Source organism: Sphingobium sp. FW305-3-2-15-F-TSA7 (assembly GCF_058787155.1).
Genome location: NZ_JBYSZM010000024.1, coordinates 1 through 16,744 on the forward strand (window position 1 = coordinate 1; position 16,744 = coordinate 16,744).

Genomic DNA, 16,744 nt, shown 5'->3' on the forward strand with positions numbered 1-16,744 from the left:
TAGATGGGGTGGGGCGGATGATCGTCAGCGAAATCAGGCGGGGGCTGTTCGCCGATCTTCCCGTAATCGCCTTGTGTTTCGTCTATGTCCTGACGCTGCTCGTCATTTTTCACTTGAGCGGCCTCCCGTTCCTGCGGCCAAGTTCATATCTGATGAATCTCGGCCTCTATTGTGCCTCAGTGTTCATCATGCTTGCCGGGGTTTTTCTGTGGTCGCTTGCACGCATCCGCCCGTCGTCTCCCTTCGAATTCCTGTCGCAATTCGCCCGCAATATCCGGTTGCATGATCGACTTGTGCCTTCGATTCCGGTCATCTGCGCCTTTGCGGTGTTCATGCCCGCATTCTCGGCGGCCAAGAGCGCGATCCCGTATTTCAATGCCTATCGTTACGACGATCTTTTTGCCCGGATGGATATCTGGATACATGGCCGCAATGTCTGGGAACTCATACAGCCATTGGTCGGCTATCCACTGATCAGCTTCGTGATCAATGGTGTCTATCATCTCTGGATCCTGCTGCTCTATATGGGGTTGCCCCTGGTCTGCGGGTGGCTTGCCAATCCGGCGATCCGGCTGCAGTTCCTGCTCAGCTATGCGCTGTGCTGGATCGTGCTCGGGACGATACTGGCGATTGCCCTGTCATCGGTGGGGCCTTGTTTCTTCGAGATCTTCTATGGTGACGCTCGTTTTCGCCCGCTCATGGATTATCTGGCAGCAGCGGATCGCGTCTATCCGTTGATGGCACTCGACGTTCAGAAGACCCTGATCGATTGGAAGACGCTGGGCAGTCACGGCCTGGGGCGCGGGATATCGGCCATGCCGTCGATGCATGTATCGATCGCGTGCCTGTTCGTTCTGGTCGGCTGGCGCCATTCGCGGTGCGCGGGCCTGGCCGCGACCCTGTTCCTGATCTTCATCCTGATCGGTTCGATCCACCTCGGATATCACTATGCTGTCGATGGCTATATGTCGCTGATCGTCACCCCCATGCTTTGGGTGCTCAGCGGGATCTTTGCCCGCTGGTGGACAAGCCGAATCGCTTCTCCTGACAAGTCACACCATGACAAACCCGTAACGATCTGACTTTGCTTACGACGTGATTCGAGGATTGAAGTTATTATTTGGATCGGTGTCACTGATTCATAACTAAAGCTATAGGTGTTTTTTTCAATTAAAGCGTTATTCTTAGCTAGTTCGCGATAGAGTCGGATATAGTATTTGCCCCGCTAGGTCTATATCGAAAGTTATAGTGTCGCGACTCGGGGGTATCTCGAGCGTTTCTTATGGCCGGAAGCGTTATGGTTAACAAAAAACTTTTGTAAATCATTGTTAAAAAAGGGTAAAATATAGCCGTTGACTTGATTCCGAATTGGGGTCCTCCTTTCGGTGCAGCTCTCCGGAGCCTTCGGTCATGCAGTCGCCAGAAAGGCGTCGCTGGTGTCGCGGAGGTTCGATGGCCCCGGGATAGCGATGCATTGAAGGGCCGGGATGGTCCCGGCAGCAGTGGGGTAAATGCTATGACCATGATCAAAAATCTCTGGAACGACGAGAGCGGCGCATCTGCTGCGGAGTATGCGCTGATCCTCGCGATCGTCGGCGTCGGTATCGCAACGGCCGCGATAGGCCTGCGCAACGCCATCCAGGGTGCAATCAGCGGCGCTGCGGATACGATCAGCAGCATTTCGTAGGGAGTTTGCCCGTCCCCTGCGGTGCGGGGGACGGGCGGTTTCCAATCAACCGGGCATAGACACTCCGGGGGGAGGTTCACTTGCCACAAAGACGATCATTGATCGTGCTGGCGCTGGCGGCGCTACTGGGTCTTGCCGCCGTGTTCGTCGCGAATGCCTTTCTGGGTGGCGTCCAGCAGAAGCAGGAAGCCGCAGTACAGGGGACCGTGAAGATCCTGGTGGCCGCCGTGCCGCTTGAATACGGCTCCGAAATCACGCCGGAGAAGGTGCGCATGGTCGACTGGCCTCGCGCTTCGCTGCCTCAGGGCGTCTTCAATTCGCTCCCCCAACTCCTGCCGATGGGCAAATCGCGCGTCGCGCTGCGGCCCATCGCCGTCAACGAACCCTTATTGGCATCCAAGCTGTCCGGTGAGGGCGGCCGCGCCACCATTTCAGCAGTGCTGCGGCCCGACATGCGCGCCATCGCGGTGCGGGTGAACGATGTCGCCGGCGTCGCCGGCTTCGTCCTTCCCGGCGATGTCGTCGATATCCTCATCACGCGCACGATCGGTGGCGGCGACGGTGCGGCCGCGCAGCAGATCACTGATGTACTGCTCCAGAAGGTCCGCGTCATCGCGATCGATCAGAACGCCAATGACGGCAAGAGCGACCCTCGGGTCGGCAAGACCGCGACGCTGGAAGCCAGCCAGGTCGATGCGCAGAAGCTTGCGCTCGCCCAGCAGGTCGGCTCGCTCAGCATGGCGCTGCGCAACGTGTCGGACCAGACCAACCCGGTGGTGCAGACCGTAGGGCTCGAGGATCTGCGCGATGGCGCCTATGGCGGCGGCTTCGCCAGCACGGGCCCAGCCTATACGCCGCAATATTCACCGCCGCCGCCGACGGCCTGGCAGCCGGTTCCCCGGCGCCCGCGGCCGGCACCCAAGACCACGTCGACGGTCGAGGTCGTCCGCGGTCTGACCGGCAGCAATTACGAGGTGGGCCGTCATGCGAGCAACTAGACTCATGCGCATCGTCGGCTCGACGCTATGTGTGGCGACGTTCGCGGTCGTGGGGACCGTCGCCGCCGCGCAGCCGGTCCGCGCGATCAGCGAGGATGATGGCCGGCATGCCGGGCAACTCGACGTGCCCGTTAACAAAAGCCAGATCCTCCGTGCGGACCGGCCTTTCGCCAAGGCCCTGATCGGCAATGCCGAGATCGCCGACGTGCTGCCGCTCACCGGATCGTCGCTTTACGTGCTGGGCAAGAAGGTCGGCACGACCAGCCTGACGCTTTATGATACGCGCAACACACTGATCGCGGTCATCGACATCGCCGTCGGGCCGGATGTGGTGACCCTGCGGCGCCAGCTTTCTGAACTGATGCCGCATGAAAAGATCGGCGCGCGCATCTCCAACGATTCCGTGGTGCTGACCGGCATCGTCTCCAGCGCACCGGCGGTGGAGCGCGCGCGCCAGATCGCCGCCACTTATGCCGGCGAGAAAGTGGTCAACATGCTGACCGTCGGCGCGTCGCAGCAGGTGATGCTGGAAGTCCGCTTCTCGGAGGTGAATCGCCAGGCCAGCAAGCAGATCGGCCTGAATCACTCCTTCCTGGGCAACAAGACCTATGGCAGCGTCGGCAATCTCTCGGTCGATTCGACTGTGGCGATCAGCGATGCAATCAAGGCTGGAAATCCCGCCCCCGTCATCAGCATCGACGGGCTGAGCGAGGCATTCGGTGTCGGCACCTTGTCCTACGCGATCGGCAGCCTCAATCTGTTCTCGGCGCTGGACGCGCTCGAGCGCAAGGGCATGGTCAAGACGCTGGCGGAGCCGACCTTGATCGCGCTTTCGGGCGAGACCGCCTCCTTCCTCGCCGGCGGCGAATTTCCGATCCCGGTGCTGCAGAGCAGCGGCTCGGGAACAGGCGGCACCGGCGGTGGCAACAGCGGCATCACCGTCGAATTCAAGCCGTTCGGCGTCAGCCTGGGCTTCACGCCGACCGTGCTCGATGACGGGGTCATCAATCTCGTCGTGACGCCGGAGGTCAGCTCGATCGATCCGTCCGCTTCGGTGGCGATCAACGGCCTTGTCGTTCCCGGCCTGTTGACCCGGCGCGCAAAGACCACCGTCGAGCTGCGCGACGGCCAGTCCTTCGCGATCGCCGGGCTGCTGCGCAACGATTTTCAGGATACCGTGCGCCAGCTTCCTATCCTTGGCTCGATACCCATTCTGGGCGCATTGTTCCGTTCGACCGGTTTTCAGAAGCAGGAGACCGAACTGGTCATCATCGTGACGCCGCGCCTGGTTCAGCCGATGGCGGCTGGCGATGCGCGTGTGCCGACCGACCGTGTCGGTAACCCGCATGAACTGGATCTGTTCCTGATGGGGCGCACCGACAAGGCCGTCGGCATCAATCCGCTCGATCCGAACGCGCCACCGCCGGAAAAACCGGCCAAACCCGCCGATCCCAAGACCGGCTTTTCGGGACCAACCGGCCATGAGCAATAGGACGAAGCCGATCATTCGCGCCGCCGCGCTGATGCTGTCTGCAGGGCTGGTGGGCTGCACGCCCAACGACATCTCGATGGGCGGGGCGGTGCGCCACAATATCGCGCTGCAGACAATCGATCCCGATCCCGTGGCACAGACCGATGCTGTCGAGGGTGGTTCCGGCCAACGTGCCGCCGCGGCGGTGAAGCGTTACAATGAAGGCGGCGTCAAGCAGCCGGTCGTCACCTCCACCACCAGCGGATCCGGCACTTCGGGATCCGGCTCGGGTCTGGGACCGAAGTGAGGGCCGTGATATGCGCGGACACCCGATCAGGCATCTAGCCGGCGATACGCAAGGGGCGATCGCGCCCACTGTGGCCCTGTCGCTGTTCGCCCTGATTGCGGTCGGAGGCCTGGCTTTCGATTATTCGCGGCTCGTTACCATGGACAGCGAATTGCAGAACGCCGCCGATCAGGCGGCGCTGGCGGCCGCGAGTCAGCTCGACGGCAAGGACGGGGCCTGCGCGCGCGCTGCGACGGCCGCGAGCAGCCTGATCAGCAACGATACGCGCTTCGCGAACGACAATCTCGGCCGGGCGATCAACATCGCCAACGAGGCCGATTGCGATCGTGTCGGCGCGATCCGGTTTTTCAGTCAGAAGGACAAGTTGGATACCGGCACATTGACCGATGCGAATGCCGAGTTCGTCGAAGTCACCGTCGGCGGGCGCACCGCCTTTTACGCGCTCACCCCGATCGTGGCGGCGTTCTCGTCCGGCCCGATCACCGCGACCGCCTATGCGGGCGTCGGCAGCGCCGTGTGTGGTGCGGTACCCTTCTTCATCTGCAGCCCCGACGAGCCGCTCAACAACAATGATCCCTATCGCGAGGTCAGCATCGCGCCCGGTACTGGTATCGCGATGCTCGAGGGGGGGCAGCAATGGGGGCCCGGCAATTTCGGTTTTCTCGATCAGCTCGGCAAAGGCGCCAATGGCGTGAAGGAAGCTTTATCGAGCAATGCCCTTTATTCGGAATGCTCGCAGACTGCGAACGTCACCACCGAGTCCGGCCAGATGAGTTCGTTCCGGGCTTCGTTCAACATGCGTTTCGACCTGGCGCCCAACGGAAACATCAATGCGACCTGCCCTGATGGTCCCTGCTCGCCGTCCTCCAATGTCCGCAAGGATCTGGTCCGCAAGGCGAATGCCTGCAGTTGGGAAGAGAATCCCGCCACCAGCGCCAATTTCGCACAGAAGCGCTATCGTCCTCAAAACAATGATGTGCTTCCTGACACCGAGACCCCAGAAATCATGGGGCATCCCCGCGATATCTGTCATTCAGTTGTGCCTAATGTCTGCTCGGCCGGTCGGGTCGGCAACGGCGTTTGGGATCGTGCGGCCTATTTCAGATCGAACCACCCCGGGCTCGACTGGAAGAATACGACGGGCCTGGGGGTGAGCGTGACGCGCTATGGCGTCTATCTGTGGGAAGCCGCGCAGGAAGCGGCAACGGCCAACACCGCGCTCGCGACCAAGATCACCAGCGGAGACGCCACGCTCGCCGCTTACAGCACGCCGCAAGCGGGACGATGCCTGTTCCCCGGCGTGGTGCCCAGCCTCAGCGGCGCCGATCGCCGGCGCGTCACCGCCGCCACGGTCAATTGCCGCTATGCGGCCGCGACCACCGGCCTCAACGGCAAGAAGACGATACCCGTTGCCGGTTTCGTCGACGTGTTCCTGGTCGAACCGAGTTTCGATCGCAAGAAGTGCAGCAGTGGATCGGGCTGCAACACCGACATCACCAGCGCGAACGACGTCTATATCGAGATCATCGGCGCGTCGGGAAGCGGCGAGGGGGGCGGAGCCGGGCAGATCACCCGGCGTGACGTTCCGTATCTGATCGAATGACGGCCATGTCGCGCACTCTCATCCGAGCGACAGGTGGAACGGCGGCGGTGGAACTGGCGCTCGTCATGCCGGTCATGCTCGCCCTCATGTTCGGCGCATTCGAACTCGGCAATTATTTCTACAACAACCATGTCGTGGTGAAGGCCGTACGCGATGGCGCGCGCTATGCGTCGCGTCGCGGATTTTCCAATTACACGTGCCCATCCACGGTTTCGTCGGGGGTGATCACCGACACGCGGAATGTGACGCTGACGGGGCAGGTGGCGTCGGGAACGCCGCGGCTTTCCTATTGGAGCAATCCCGCCACCGTCACCGTCAGCCTGAGTTGCGCCGACAATTCTGCGGAAACCTATTCGGGTGTCTATTATGGCCGGACATCGGTGCCGGTCGTGCGCGTCAGTGCGGCGGTTCCCTATCGCTCGCTCTTGTCGAGTCTCGGATTCAGCACGACCGGGCTGGTCGTCCGGGCCGAATCCGAAGTGCCGGTGATGGGGGTATGATGTCTCCGACGCCGCGCTTCCGCCCGCCGCCCGGCGAACTCGGCGCCACCGCCGCCGAATTCGCGATGGTCCTGCCGCTGGCCATCTTGTTCTTGTTCGGCATCATCGATGTCGGGCGGTTCATGTGGACCTGGAACCAGGCGGAAAAGGCCACCCAGATGGGCGTGCGCATGGCGGTGGTGACCGAAATGGTGCCCGGCGGCCTGTATTCTGCGGATTTCAGCACGACGCTGGGTCAGGGTGTTGCCGTGCCCGCGGCGAATTTTCCGGGCGTGACCTGCTCCAAGACGGGCGGGGCTGTGAGTTGCAGCTATTCCCCAAGCTGCACCGGCACCTGTCCGGGGTTGACGCCCTATAACGGAACGGCGTTCAACGATGTCGTGGCTCGAATGCACAAATTCCTGCCGGCCGTGACCGCCGACAAGGTCAGGATCGAATATGCGAATTCGGGGCTCGGCTATGCCGGCGATCCCAATGGGCCGGATGTCGCCCCATTCGTGACGGTCCGCCTGACGGGCATCAGATTCCAACCGATTCTGCTCACCATATTCGGGGGCGGGATCACCTTACCGGACCGTCTGGCGACGCTGACGCTGGAAGACGGAGCCGGACATGTATCGAATTGAGGAACAGCATAGTGGGCGTTGTGAACAAGGGTGAGGTCCGCAAGCGCAACTGGGCGGTGCGTCGGGAAGACGGCAGCGTCCAGATCGTCCTGTCGGCGGCGGAAATCACCGCGGCGGAGATCGCGGCGGGCGAGATTGCCGGTTTCGGCGTCGCGATGAACATGCTTGCCGCGGATGCGCCGCTGCCCGAGGAGATCGTTCAGCGCGGCCAGGTGCTGATCGTCGAAGTCGAGCCCAACGCCGATGCATCGTTGAGCCGTCTTGCGGCGCTCCGCGCGGCGCATGCGCGCCTGCCGATCGTTGCGGCGGTGCGCGACGCGTCGATCCCGGTGGTGCGGGCTTTGCTGCAATCCGGCGTGAACGATGTCCTTGCGCTGCCGCTGACCGGCGCCGAGCTGCGTGCCGCGCTCGAACGGATCCGCAGCACCGTCGATGCCGGCCATCATGGGGGTGGAGCCGATGGCAGCGTCGTCTCGGTCATCAAGAGTGTCGGCGGCGTTGGCGCGACCATGCTCGCCACCCAGGCGGCAAGCCTCCATGCCAGCCAGGGGCACGGCGAAACCTGCCTGTTCGATTTCGACCTGCAGTTCGGCAATGCCGCGACCTATCTCGGCGTCCAGCCGCAGCTCGGTCTGGGCGACTTGCTGGAGGCCGGCGCGCGCGTCGACGGCGATCTGCTGCGTTCGGTGATGGCGCGAACTCCGACGGGGTTGAACCTCGTCGCCGCGCCGCCGGAGATCATGCCGCTCGAATCGGTGAGCGCCGATCAGATCTTCGACGTCGTCGATCTCGCCACGCGTAATTACGGCATGATCTTCGCGGATTTGCCGGGCAACTGGACCAACTGGTCGCTCTCGCTGATGGCGCGTTCGGACGTGATCCTGCTGGTGGTCGAACTCACCATCGCCAGCCTGCGCCAGGCGCAGCGCCAGCTTGCGCTGCTGCGCAACCAGGGCGTGCTCGACGGGCGGCTGCAGATCGTCGTCAATCGCGTGCAGAAGAAATTGTTCCGCACCATCGACCTCTCCGATGCGGAGCGTGCGCTCAATCACCCCGTCGCGTTCAGTATCGCCAATGATTTTCCACTGGTCAGCACCGCGCTCGATCAGGGCGTCCTGCTCGACGAGATCAAGCCGAAGAACCGCATCTCGCGCGACATCGGCGAGATTCTCGACGGCTGCCGCCAGCTTGTGCAGCAAGGGGGCGGCTAGGCCATGTGGCAGATCAAGAAGCCTGGCCCGCTGCAGGATCTGGTCACCGATCCAGGCCGGATATCGAAAATCGACGGCAAATCGTCGCGGACGTCCGGCGCGCTCGATGTCGACCGGCATACCGAACTGAAGGTCGAGCTTCACAAGAGATTGCTCGATCTGATCAACCTGTCGGCGCTCGACGGCATGTCGCGCGAGCAGGTCGAGGCGGAAGTGGGGGAGATCGTCCACGAACAGCTCGCGCTGCAAAAGCACGCGCTCAATCATGAGGAACGCAAGCGCCTCGTCGCCGACGTGCTCGACGAATTGCTCGGCCTCGGACCGCTGGAGCCCCTCCTCAAGGACAGCAGCGTCACCGATATTCTCGTCAACGGCCACAATATCGTGTTCGTCGAGCGGACCGGGCGGCTGGAGGAGACCTCGGTTCGCTTCAAGGATGAGAAGCATCTGTTGCGCATCATCCAGAAGATCGTCGCCGCGGTTGGCCGCCGGGTCGATGAATCGTCGCCGTTCGTCGATGCCCGCCTGGCCGACGGATCGCGCGTCAACGCCGTGGTGCCACCCCTGGCGGTGGACGGGTCGCTGCTCTCGATCCGCAAATTCGCGCGCATCCCGATCGACATGGCGAAGCTCATCGAATTCGGCAGCGTACCCGCCGAGATCGCCGAGGTGCTGAAAGCGGTGGTGGCGGCGCGGCGCAACGTGCTCATCTCCGGCGGTACCGGCTCGGGCAAGACGACCCTGCTCAACGCCATGTCCGCCTATATCGACACCGACGAGCGCATCGTGACGATCGAGGATTCGGCGGAGCTGCAATTGCAGCAGCGTCACGTCGCGCGGCTTGAGACCCGGCCGGCCAATATCGAAGGACGCGGCGAAGTCAGCCAGCGCGATCTGGTCAAGAACGCGCTGCGCATGCGGCCCGATCGCATCATCGTGGGAGAGGTGCGCGCGGGTGAAGCCTTCGACATGCTTCAGGCGATGAACACCGGCCATGACGGATCGATGACCACCGTCCACGCCAACACGCCGCGCGATGCGCTGTCGCGCGTCGAACAGATGATCGGCATGAGCGGGGTGGAGATCTCGCCGCGCTCGGCGCGCGCGCAGATCGCGTCCGCGCTCAACGTGATCATCCAGATCGGCCGTCTGGCCGATGGCCGCCGACGCCTGCTCAGCCTGTCCGAACTGACCGGCATGGAAGGCGAGGTGATCTCCATGCAGGAGATCTTCCGCTACAAGCTGATGGGCCGTGACGAGGACGGCAATGTGCTCGGCCGTTTCGAGGCGAGCGGCATCCGGCCGAAATTCATGAACGAGCTGGCCGATCGCGGCATCAGCCTGCCCGTCGAACTGTTCCGGCCGGACGTGGTGATCGGCACATGACCCCGACCGCGCTTCGCATTCTCGCATTGATCCTGCTCTTCGCGGCGACGATCCTCGCCGTGGAGGGCTCGATCAGCTGGCTGCGCAGTCGCCGCGGTACGGAGCGGAGGGTCAATAAGCGGCTGGCGATGATCGCCAGCGGTTTCGACCGATCGGAGATTCTGTCCCGTCTGCGCCGCGACACCTCCGACACGCTCAACATTCCCGGCACGCTCGGCACTGTCCTGCGCCGGATAGAACGGACGCTGCACGGGGCGGGCCTCGCGATACCCGCGCGTCGGCTGCTGCTGATGATGATCGGCGCGGTCATCCTGCTGTTCGTGCTGATCGCGGCACTTGCCGGTTTTGCCGGCTATCTGTTGACGTCCGGCACGTTCCTGATGATCGCGACCTTTGCCCTGGCCGCCGGCTTCGGCGTGCCGCTGATGATCCTGTCGCGGATCAGTGACCGCCGCCGCCGCCGCATCCAGGAACAATTCCCGACCGCGCTCGACGTGTTTGTCCGCGGCCTGCGTGCTGGTCACCCGATCGCGGCTGCGCTCGACCTGCTCACCGCCGAAATGCCCGATCCGATCGGCAGCGAATTCGGCATCGTCGTCGATGAAGTCACCTATGGCGCGGACCTGCGTGACGCGTTGCAGAACATGGCGGACCGCTGGGACATGGCGGACATGCACATGTTCGTCGTCTGCCTGGCCGTCCAGAGCGAAACAGGCGGCAATCTGGCCGAGATATTGGAGAATCTGTCACGCGTGATCCGCGAGCGCGCCAGCATGATGATGAAGGTCCGTGCGCTGAGTTCCGAAGGGCGGATGACCGCGATCATCCTCACCAGCCTGCCGGTGCTGGCATTTGTCGGTCTGTTTCTCGTCAATCCGGGCTTTTACCTGGACGTCGCCACCGACCCCGCCTTCATTATCGGCTTTAGCGGCCTCATCCTGCTCTATGCGATCGGCGCCTATTCGATCCGTCGCATGATCGATCTGAAGGTCTGACGCGATGTTCGAGCTTTCCTTCCTGTCGAATTCGCGGGGCATCCTCCTGACGGTCGTCTTCGTGTCGGTCGCCATATTGGTGCTGCTCGTCAGCAACATGATAGCGACACGCTCGGTTGTCCGGCGTCGCCTCGCCGATACCCAGCCGCTGGCTAGAAGCGGTGAGCACGGAGCCTCTCTGCGCACCCATGCCAACCGAAGCGCCTGGACCGCGCTGGTCGAAACAATCGAGAAGAGCGGCATTTCGCTGGCGGACACCAATGAAGGGTTGCGCGGCAAGCTGATCGCGGCGGGCTATTCGTCACCACTGGCGCCTCGACTGTTCACCTTGATTCGCATGGCCGCCACATTGCTGCTGCCCGCCGCTTTCCTGGCGACACAGCTCCTTTCGGATCACCCCCTGTCGCTGACGAACCTCTATGTTTTCGGTGCCGCTCTGGCATTGTTCGGCCTCTATGCCCCCAATCTCTGGCTTTCCGCCAAGGCCGACCGGCGGCAGCAGGAACTGGTCAATGGTTTCCCCGATGCGCTCGATCTGATGCTGGTCTGCGTCGAGGCCGGCCTGGGCGTCGAAGCGGCGTTCGATCGGGTCGGTCGCGAGATGGCGATCTCGCATCCTTTGGTCTCGCGGATGATGGGCGAAGTCGTGCTTCAGCTGCGCGCCGGGCAGAGCCGGGAAGAAGCGCTGCGTCGAATGGGGGAGAGTATGAAGGTCGACGAGATCAGATCCTTTGCGACGCTGATCATCCAGTCCGACAAGCTCGGCTCGAGCATCGGCCAGACGCTGCGCATCTATGCCGGGGAGATGCGTGAGAAACGGCGGATGCGGGCCGAGGAAAAGGCGCATCGCCTGCCGGTGCTGCTCTCGATCCCGCTGGTCGTTTGCATGCTGCCGGTGATGATCGGCGTGCTGATGCTTCCGGCCGGCATCCGCGTGGTGCGCCTGTTGCTGCCGGCCCTGGGCGGAGGACAATGATGCAGCGGCGGCCCAAACGATCAACGATCCTCGTCCTGATGCTGCTGGCCAGCACGAGTTGCGCACGCGAGGCGCCGCGCCTTCAGGCCAGGCCGCTTCCCGTCGCGGAGGAGGGCGTGCCGCTCGCCCAGGGGCGTATGCTTGCCGGCCGTGGCGAACATGCGCTTGCGATCGACGCGTATCGCAAGGCGCTGCGCGCCAATCCCGACGATGTGCAGGCCTATCGTGGCCTCGCTGCCAGCTATGACGCGATCGGCCGCTTCGATCTCGGCGGGCGCTATCATGAACTGGCACTGGCGATCGCGCCACGTGATCCGGCGCTTCGCGAGGATATGGCGTTGTCGCTGGAGCATCAGGATCGGCGCGCTGATGCCGATGTTCTGCGCCGGGAATTCGTCGTGCCGCCGCCGTCCGAAGCATCCGGGCCGGCCAAGTCGCCGGAGCCGATCGCCCGTGGACAGGTGGTGACGATGGACATCGTCACTGTGCCGGCGCCGCCCGCTCCGGCCCGGCTCGAACGCGTCTCCATGGCGGAAACAATGCTCGTGACCGATGGCCGGCCGGCACCCGCACGACCGGCACCCGCACGGTCCGCGGTCATAGGTCCGGTCCCCGCACGTTCGGCGACGGATTCGGTGGCGCAGGCACCGATCCGGACCGCGAGCATGCCTGCACCGCTGCGGGTGATGAACGCGGTCGGTCGTCGCGGTCAGGCCGCGCGCATGCGCGGCCATCTGCTCCGATCGGGCTGGGCTGCGGTCGAAACCGGCGACTATGCACAGCGCGTCGATCAATCCCGCCTGATCGCGCCGCCGGCGCTGCGCGGCGACGCGAAGAAAGTGCTGGCCGCCTTGCCGTTCAAGGTCCGGGTCTATACCTCGCCGCAGGCGGGCCGCATGATCCTCGTCCTTGGTGCCAACGCGGTGCGGTTCGACGAGACGTTGCGCGGAAACCGCAGGCTTTAGATGCGCTTCGGTACGATCATCGCTGCGGTGGCGATCATGATATCCACCAGCGCATATGCGGGTGAAACGATCGATCCGGCCGATATCGGTGCGGCGATCGCGGGCGGGCGGCTGGCGCAGGCCCGCGCGATGATCGTGCGCGCCGATCCAGCGGCGCCGGCGATGGTCGTGGCACTGCCGCTGCTCACCGCCGAACTGGCGCTGGCCGAACGGCATGACGAGATCGCCTTTACCGCCTTCGGCGCGTTGCGTACCCAGACGCCCGACGATTGCCGCGTGAATGAAGGGTTCGGCATCGTCGCGATCCGTCTCGGTCGGATGACAGGCGCCCAGGACGCGCTGGAAAGTGCGACGCGGCTCTGCCCGGACCGGTGGCGGGCATGGAATGCGCTGGGTATCGCATATGATCGCGCCGCGCGTTGGGCGGACAGCGACCGGGCCTATCGCATGGCGCTGGCGGGAACCACCGACCGTGCTAGGGTACTCAACAATCTGGGCTATTCGATGATCCTCAGGCGCCGTCCCGCCGATGCGGTGCCGATCCTGCGCGAAGCGGTGCGGCTCGCGCCGCGGAACGAGCGCGCCGCCAACAATCTCGACATCGCACGCGCGGCGGCCGGCGAGGACCTGATCGCGCAGATCCCCGACAAGGGCAGCGCGCGCTGGGCGGATCGCGTCAACAATGCCGGCTATGCCGCGTTCCTGGTGGGTAACGCCCAGCATGCGGTCCGGTATCTGAGTGCGGCGGTCTCGGCCGCCGACGTCTATCCGGTGCGCGCGGCGGCGAATCTCGCGCTTGTCCAGGGCGTGCCATGACCGTGGCGACGGTGATCCTCTATCTGTTCTACGCCGTGGTCGTCTGCGCGGCGCTGCAGGACCTCGCACAGCTCCGGATCTCCAATCTCTTTCCCATCGCCGTGGTCGCGCTGTTCGGCGCCTGGCTCGCGAGCGTCGGCATCGAGTTCGATGTCTGGGAAAATGCGCTGGTTTTCGCGGTCACGCTGCTTGGCGGCGCGCTGCTCTTCTCGCGTGGCTGGCTGGGCGGGGGCGATGTGAAGCTGCTTGCTGCGATCGCCTTATGGTTCGACATCGCCGGCGGGATCTCGCTGATCGTCTATGTCGCGATCGGCGGCGGGTTGCTCGCGCTGGCCTTCCTCATTGCCCGGCGGCTGATCCCGGCGCCCAGGCATGGCGGCATACGTCCGCCCGCGCTCCGGCCGCGCGGCCCCATTCCCTATGGCCTGGCAATCGCGACCGGCGCCCTGCTGTGCGCGACCTGGCACGGGCCCAATCCGACTCCGGCTCCGGTCAAACTGTCGGCGATGCATCCGGATTGAGCATATCCCGCTCCCGCAAGCGGGAGGGGATTGGATATGATCTATTCCGGAAGGACGCCAATCCGAAGGCCAATCCGTCCTCTGGTCAGTCCATCGTGTTGACGATCAGCTCGGCGCGCGATTTCACGCCGAGCTTCTGGAAGATGCTGTGGAGATGGACCTTCACCGTGCCTTCGGTCAGGCCGCAGCGCTGCGCGATCTCGCGGTTGCGCAAGCCGGTTCTGATCAGCCTCGTGATTTCGCGTTCGCGCTCGGTCAGTGCCCCGTCCTTGGCGGCCTTGCCGCCGCTGATCACCGAATAGAGCAGGGCTTTTTCACTGACGCGCGGATCGATCCAGGTCTCGCCGCGCAGCACCACATCGATGCAGTTGAGCAACTCGAACGGGTCGCCTTCCTTCAGCACGATCCCGTTCACGCCCAGCTTCAATGCCTCGACGGTCTTTTCCGGCGCGATCCCGACGGTCAGGAAGATCGCCGGCACGGTATTCTGCGCCTCCCTCACCGCCGCCAGGATGGCAAGGCCGCCGCCATCCTTCATGGTCACGTCGAGCACCAGCACGTCCGGCGTTTCGCTCTGGATCTTGTGGATCGCATCCTTGGCGGAGCGAGAACAGCAGATCACGTCGTGCTGATGGCTTCTCAGGAAATGCGCCAATCCATCCAGAAAGATCGGATGGTCGTCCGCGATCAATATCCTCGCCATTATTATCCTCGCCTTAGTGGAATGCGGATCGCCAGCAGAGAGCCCGAATTCACCTCTTCCGAATAGGCGACGCCGCCGAGCGACGTCAGTCGGCGCGAAAGCGATCGGGATGCGATCCTTGAGGTGTCGGGCGCTCTGCCGCGCCTTCGGTTTTCATTGCGCAGCGACAGGAACAAAGTGTCCTCGTCGATCGCGACGACCAATGTCAGCTTGCGCGCATCGGCATGCTGGACCGCGTTCGCCACCGCTTCGCGCGCCAGGAACTCGACTTCGACCGCCGTGTTGCTGTCGACGGGCAAGCTGCTCGATTGCGTCAGCAGCCGGCATTCGACGCCCCATTGGCGCGAGAGATAGGTGGTGCAGGCGGTCAGCTGGTCGACCAGTTCGACCTTCTGCTCCGATGCGCGATAGCTCTCGTCCAATATGTCGCGCAGCCGGGCCTGTTCCTCGACGATCACTGCCTGGAGCAAGGCCAGCTTGTCGCGCCGCTCCTCGGTCGCGATGTTCGCGCCGGCATCGATCAGCGAAGCGATCTGGAGCCGCAGCGCCGCCAGGGTCTGCAGCACGCTGTCGTGCAGATCGCGGCTCAGCGCGTGGCGCGCATCGACGAAGGCGCGGTTGCGCCAGGCATTGAGGAAGAAATAGCGTTCGAACACGCCTTCGGTCAGTTCCGCCGCACGTTCGGTTTCGATCAGCGCCGATTCCGACATCGGGCATGGGCCGATCACATAGATCCGCCCGACGAGCTCACCGGCGCGGACCGGGAAACTCCGGCCGCGGCCAGCGGAAAACGCTTCCACGATCTGCGCGGTGACCCCCGGCGCTTCGGCGACCAGCGGATGGCCACCGGCATCCCGGCTGAGCAGCGCGCTTGAATCATGATCGAACAGAAATGCGCCTTCCACCGCCTCGATATGAACCAGCCGGCCGGTCGTGCGCCCGACATGGGTGACACCGTTGGTCGTGCTCTGATCGTAGACCGCAAGATTGACGGGCTCGTCGTCGGACTCGCTCCAGAAGAAGCCGACGCGTTCGGCGCGGAAGAGGTCGCTGAGACGCTGGAGCAGATAATCCACCGGCAGCGACCGGAAATTGCTGCCCACCATCAGCAATTCCTCGCCCCAGCTTCGGATCGTGTTGCGATAGGCGCGGGCACTGGTGAGCGAGAGCGCGACGAAGCCCGCCAGGATCACGGTGGCGGCGCTGAAGCTGGGCAATGGCATATGCGGCTGCGGCGTGGGGAAGATCGGCGTTCCCGCCTCGCCGCGCAGGATGAAGGCGATGCCCAATGTGATCCCGGTCAGGAGCGCCAGTACGCCGCCGAAACGGGCCTGGATGGCGGCGAGTACCAGGATCGCGAACAGCAGGACCGGCAGGACATAGGGTTCGAAATAGACGATCATGAATCCGCAGAGCAGCACGTCGCCGACCAGGATCATCGGCCAGACATGGATGTTCGTCTTCCACGACAGAGCGGCAATGGCCGGACAGCCGATCGCCCATGCCAGATAGGCGACGAAGAACAGGCACTCGGTTTCGAGGGCTGCAAGCCCGCCGGGATGGATCGAGCGGCATTCCAGGAAGCAGGCGATCGCAACGCACAGTCGCGCGATCGTGACCGGCAGGCTCGGGCTGCGCCCCAGTGCCGTCGCGATCCGCTGCCTGCCGGACTCCAATTTGCTGCGCCACGTCACGCGGGTGCCCCCTTTCCCCGCTTCCCCCGGGACTCGCATCATATGCCACGAGTCTATCGAGCGCTATGTTCTAATCTGGCACGGTAATGGGTGAATATATATCTAAAGATATAGATTAATCTATTTCGTGAGATATAGTAAATATCAAATAAATCAACATTAACCCTAAATAACAGTGACTCTCATGAGTTAGCGTTGCATTAAGTATTGCTTGCAAGATCGAGTCGCGGGGTCGCCGACGGATCTTGAGAAGCAGTCGACCAGGGCATCCGCGACAACAGGCGG

At 63.5% G+C, this 16,744-nt stretch carries 17 protein-coding genes; 15 read left to right on the forward strand and 2 right to left on the reverse strand.

Annotated elements, in window-relative coordinates:
- The 15 genes from AC3WN8_RS18515 to AC3WN8_RS18585 all read left to right on the forward strand — a co-directional run.
- Positions 1–1,082: phosphatase PAP2 family protein (locus AC3WN8_RS18515; protein ID WP_492670948.1), on the forward strand; the 1,082-nt coding region annotated here is incomplete at its 5' end.
- Positions 1,083–1,516: 434 nt separating this feature from the next.
- The gene (locus AC3WN8_RS18520) at positions 1,517–1,687 is read left to right on the forward strand and encodes a Flp family type IVb pilin (RefSeq protein ID WP_492670949.1); all 171 of its coding nucleotides are present in this window, start codon (positions 1,517–1,519) and stop codon (positions 1,685–1,687) included.
- A gap of 80 nt (positions 1,688–1,767) precedes the next feature.
- Positions 1,768–2,685: a Flp pilus assembly protein CpaB gene (gene cpaB, locus AC3WN8_RS18525; protein ID WP_492670950.1), complete on the forward strand. Its 918-nt coding sequence runs from the start codon at positions 1,768–1,770 to the stop codon at positions 2,683–2,685.
- Entirely contained in the window at positions 2,672–4,177 is a 1,506-nt protein-coding gene (locus tag AC3WN8_RS18530) for a type II and III secretion system protein family protein (protein ID WP_492670951.1), read from the forward strand. Before cpaB ends, AC3WN8_RS18530 begins: the two co-directional genes overlap by 14 nt.
- A complete protein-coding gene (locus AC3WN8_RS18535; protein WP_492670952.1) occupies positions 4,167–4,463 on the forward strand; it encodes a hypothetical protein in 297 nt (98 codons plus the stop codon). The genes AC3WN8_RS18530 and AC3WN8_RS18535 overlap by 11 nt, the downstream gene beginning before the upstream one ends.
- A 10-nt stretch (positions 4,464–4,473) precedes the next feature.
- The gene (locus tag AC3WN8_RS18540; RefSeq protein ID WP_492670953.1) at positions 4,474–6,066 is read left to right on the forward strand and encodes a pilus assembly protein TadG-related protein; all 1,593 of its coding nucleotides are present in this window, start codon (positions 4,474–4,476) and stop codon (positions 6,064–6,066) included.
- 5 nt (positions 6,067–6,071) lie between these two features.
- Positions 6,072–6,566, forward strand: coding sequence for a TadE/TadG family type IV pilus assembly protein (locus tag AC3WN8_RS18545; RefSeq protein ID WP_492670954.1), 495 nt, complete (start codon positions 6,072–6,074; stop codon positions 6,564–6,566).
- Positions 6,566–7,192: a TadE family protein gene (locus tag AC3WN8_RS18550; RefSeq protein WP_492670955.1), complete on the forward strand. Its 627-nt coding sequence runs from the start codon at positions 6,566–6,568 to the stop codon at positions 7,190–7,192. The genes AC3WN8_RS18545 and AC3WN8_RS18550 overlap by 1 nt, the downstream gene beginning before the upstream one ends.
- Positions 7,193–7,203: 11 nt before the next feature.
- Positions 7,204–8,403 (forward strand): CpaE/TadZ family protein, encoded by a 1,200-nt coding sequence (locus AC3WN8_RS18555; protein ID WP_492670956.1) that lies wholly within the window; start codon positions 7,204–7,206, stop codon positions 8,401–8,403.
- A 3-nt stretch (positions 8,404–8,406) separates the two neighbouring features.
- The gene (locus AC3WN8_RS18560; protein WP_492670957.1) at positions 8,407–9,789 is read left to right on the forward strand and encodes a TadA family conjugal transfer-associated ATPase; all 1,383 of its coding nucleotides are present in this window, start codon (positions 8,407–8,409) and stop codon (positions 9,787–9,789) included.
- Complete coding sequence (locus tag AC3WN8_RS18565; protein ID WP_492670958.1) at positions 9,786–10,784, forward strand: type II secretion system F family protein; 999 nt, start codon at positions 9,786–9,788, stop codon at positions 10,782–10,784. The genes AC3WN8_RS18560 and AC3WN8_RS18565 overlap by 4 nt, the downstream gene beginning before the upstream one ends.
- Before the next feature lie 4 nt (positions 10,785–10,788).
- Positions 10,789–11,760: a type II secretion system F family protein gene (locus AC3WN8_RS18570; RefSeq protein ID WP_492670959.1), complete on the forward strand. Its 972-nt coding sequence runs from the start codon at positions 10,789–10,791 to the stop codon at positions 11,758–11,760.
- Entirely contained in the window at positions 11,760–12,725 is a 966-nt protein-coding gene (locus AC3WN8_RS18575) for a LytR C-terminal domain-containing protein (protein WP_492670960.1), read from the forward strand. Before AC3WN8_RS18570 ends, AC3WN8_RS18575 begins: the two co-directional genes overlap by 1 nt.
- Entirely contained in the window at positions 12,726–13,541 is an 816-nt protein-coding gene (locus AC3WN8_RS18580) for a tetratricopeptide repeat protein (protein ID WP_492670961.1), read from the forward strand. It abuts the gene before it with no gap.
- Positions 13,538–14,062 (forward strand): A24 family peptidase, encoded by a 525-nt coding sequence (locus AC3WN8_RS18585; RefSeq protein ID WP_492670962.1) that lies wholly within the window; start codon positions 13,538–13,540, stop codon positions 14,060–14,062. The genes AC3WN8_RS18580 and AC3WN8_RS18585 overlap by 4 nt, the downstream gene beginning before the upstream one ends.
- Before the next feature lie 85 nt (positions 14,063–14,147).
- Here AC3WN8_RS18585 and AC3WN8_RS18590 read toward each other — a convergent pair whose 3' ends face one another.
- Complete coding sequence (locus AC3WN8_RS18590) at positions 14,148–14,765, reverse strand: response regulator (protein ID WP_492670963.1); 618 nt, start codon at positions 14,763–14,765, stop codon at positions 14,148–14,150.
- Positions 14,766–14,767: 2 nt separating this feature from the next.
- A complete protein-coding gene (locus AC3WN8_RS18595) occupies positions 14,768–16,459 on the reverse strand; it encodes a sensor histidine kinase (protein WP_492670964.1) in 1,692 nt (563 codons plus the stop codon).
- Positions 16,460–16,744: the final 285 nt, after the last annotated feature.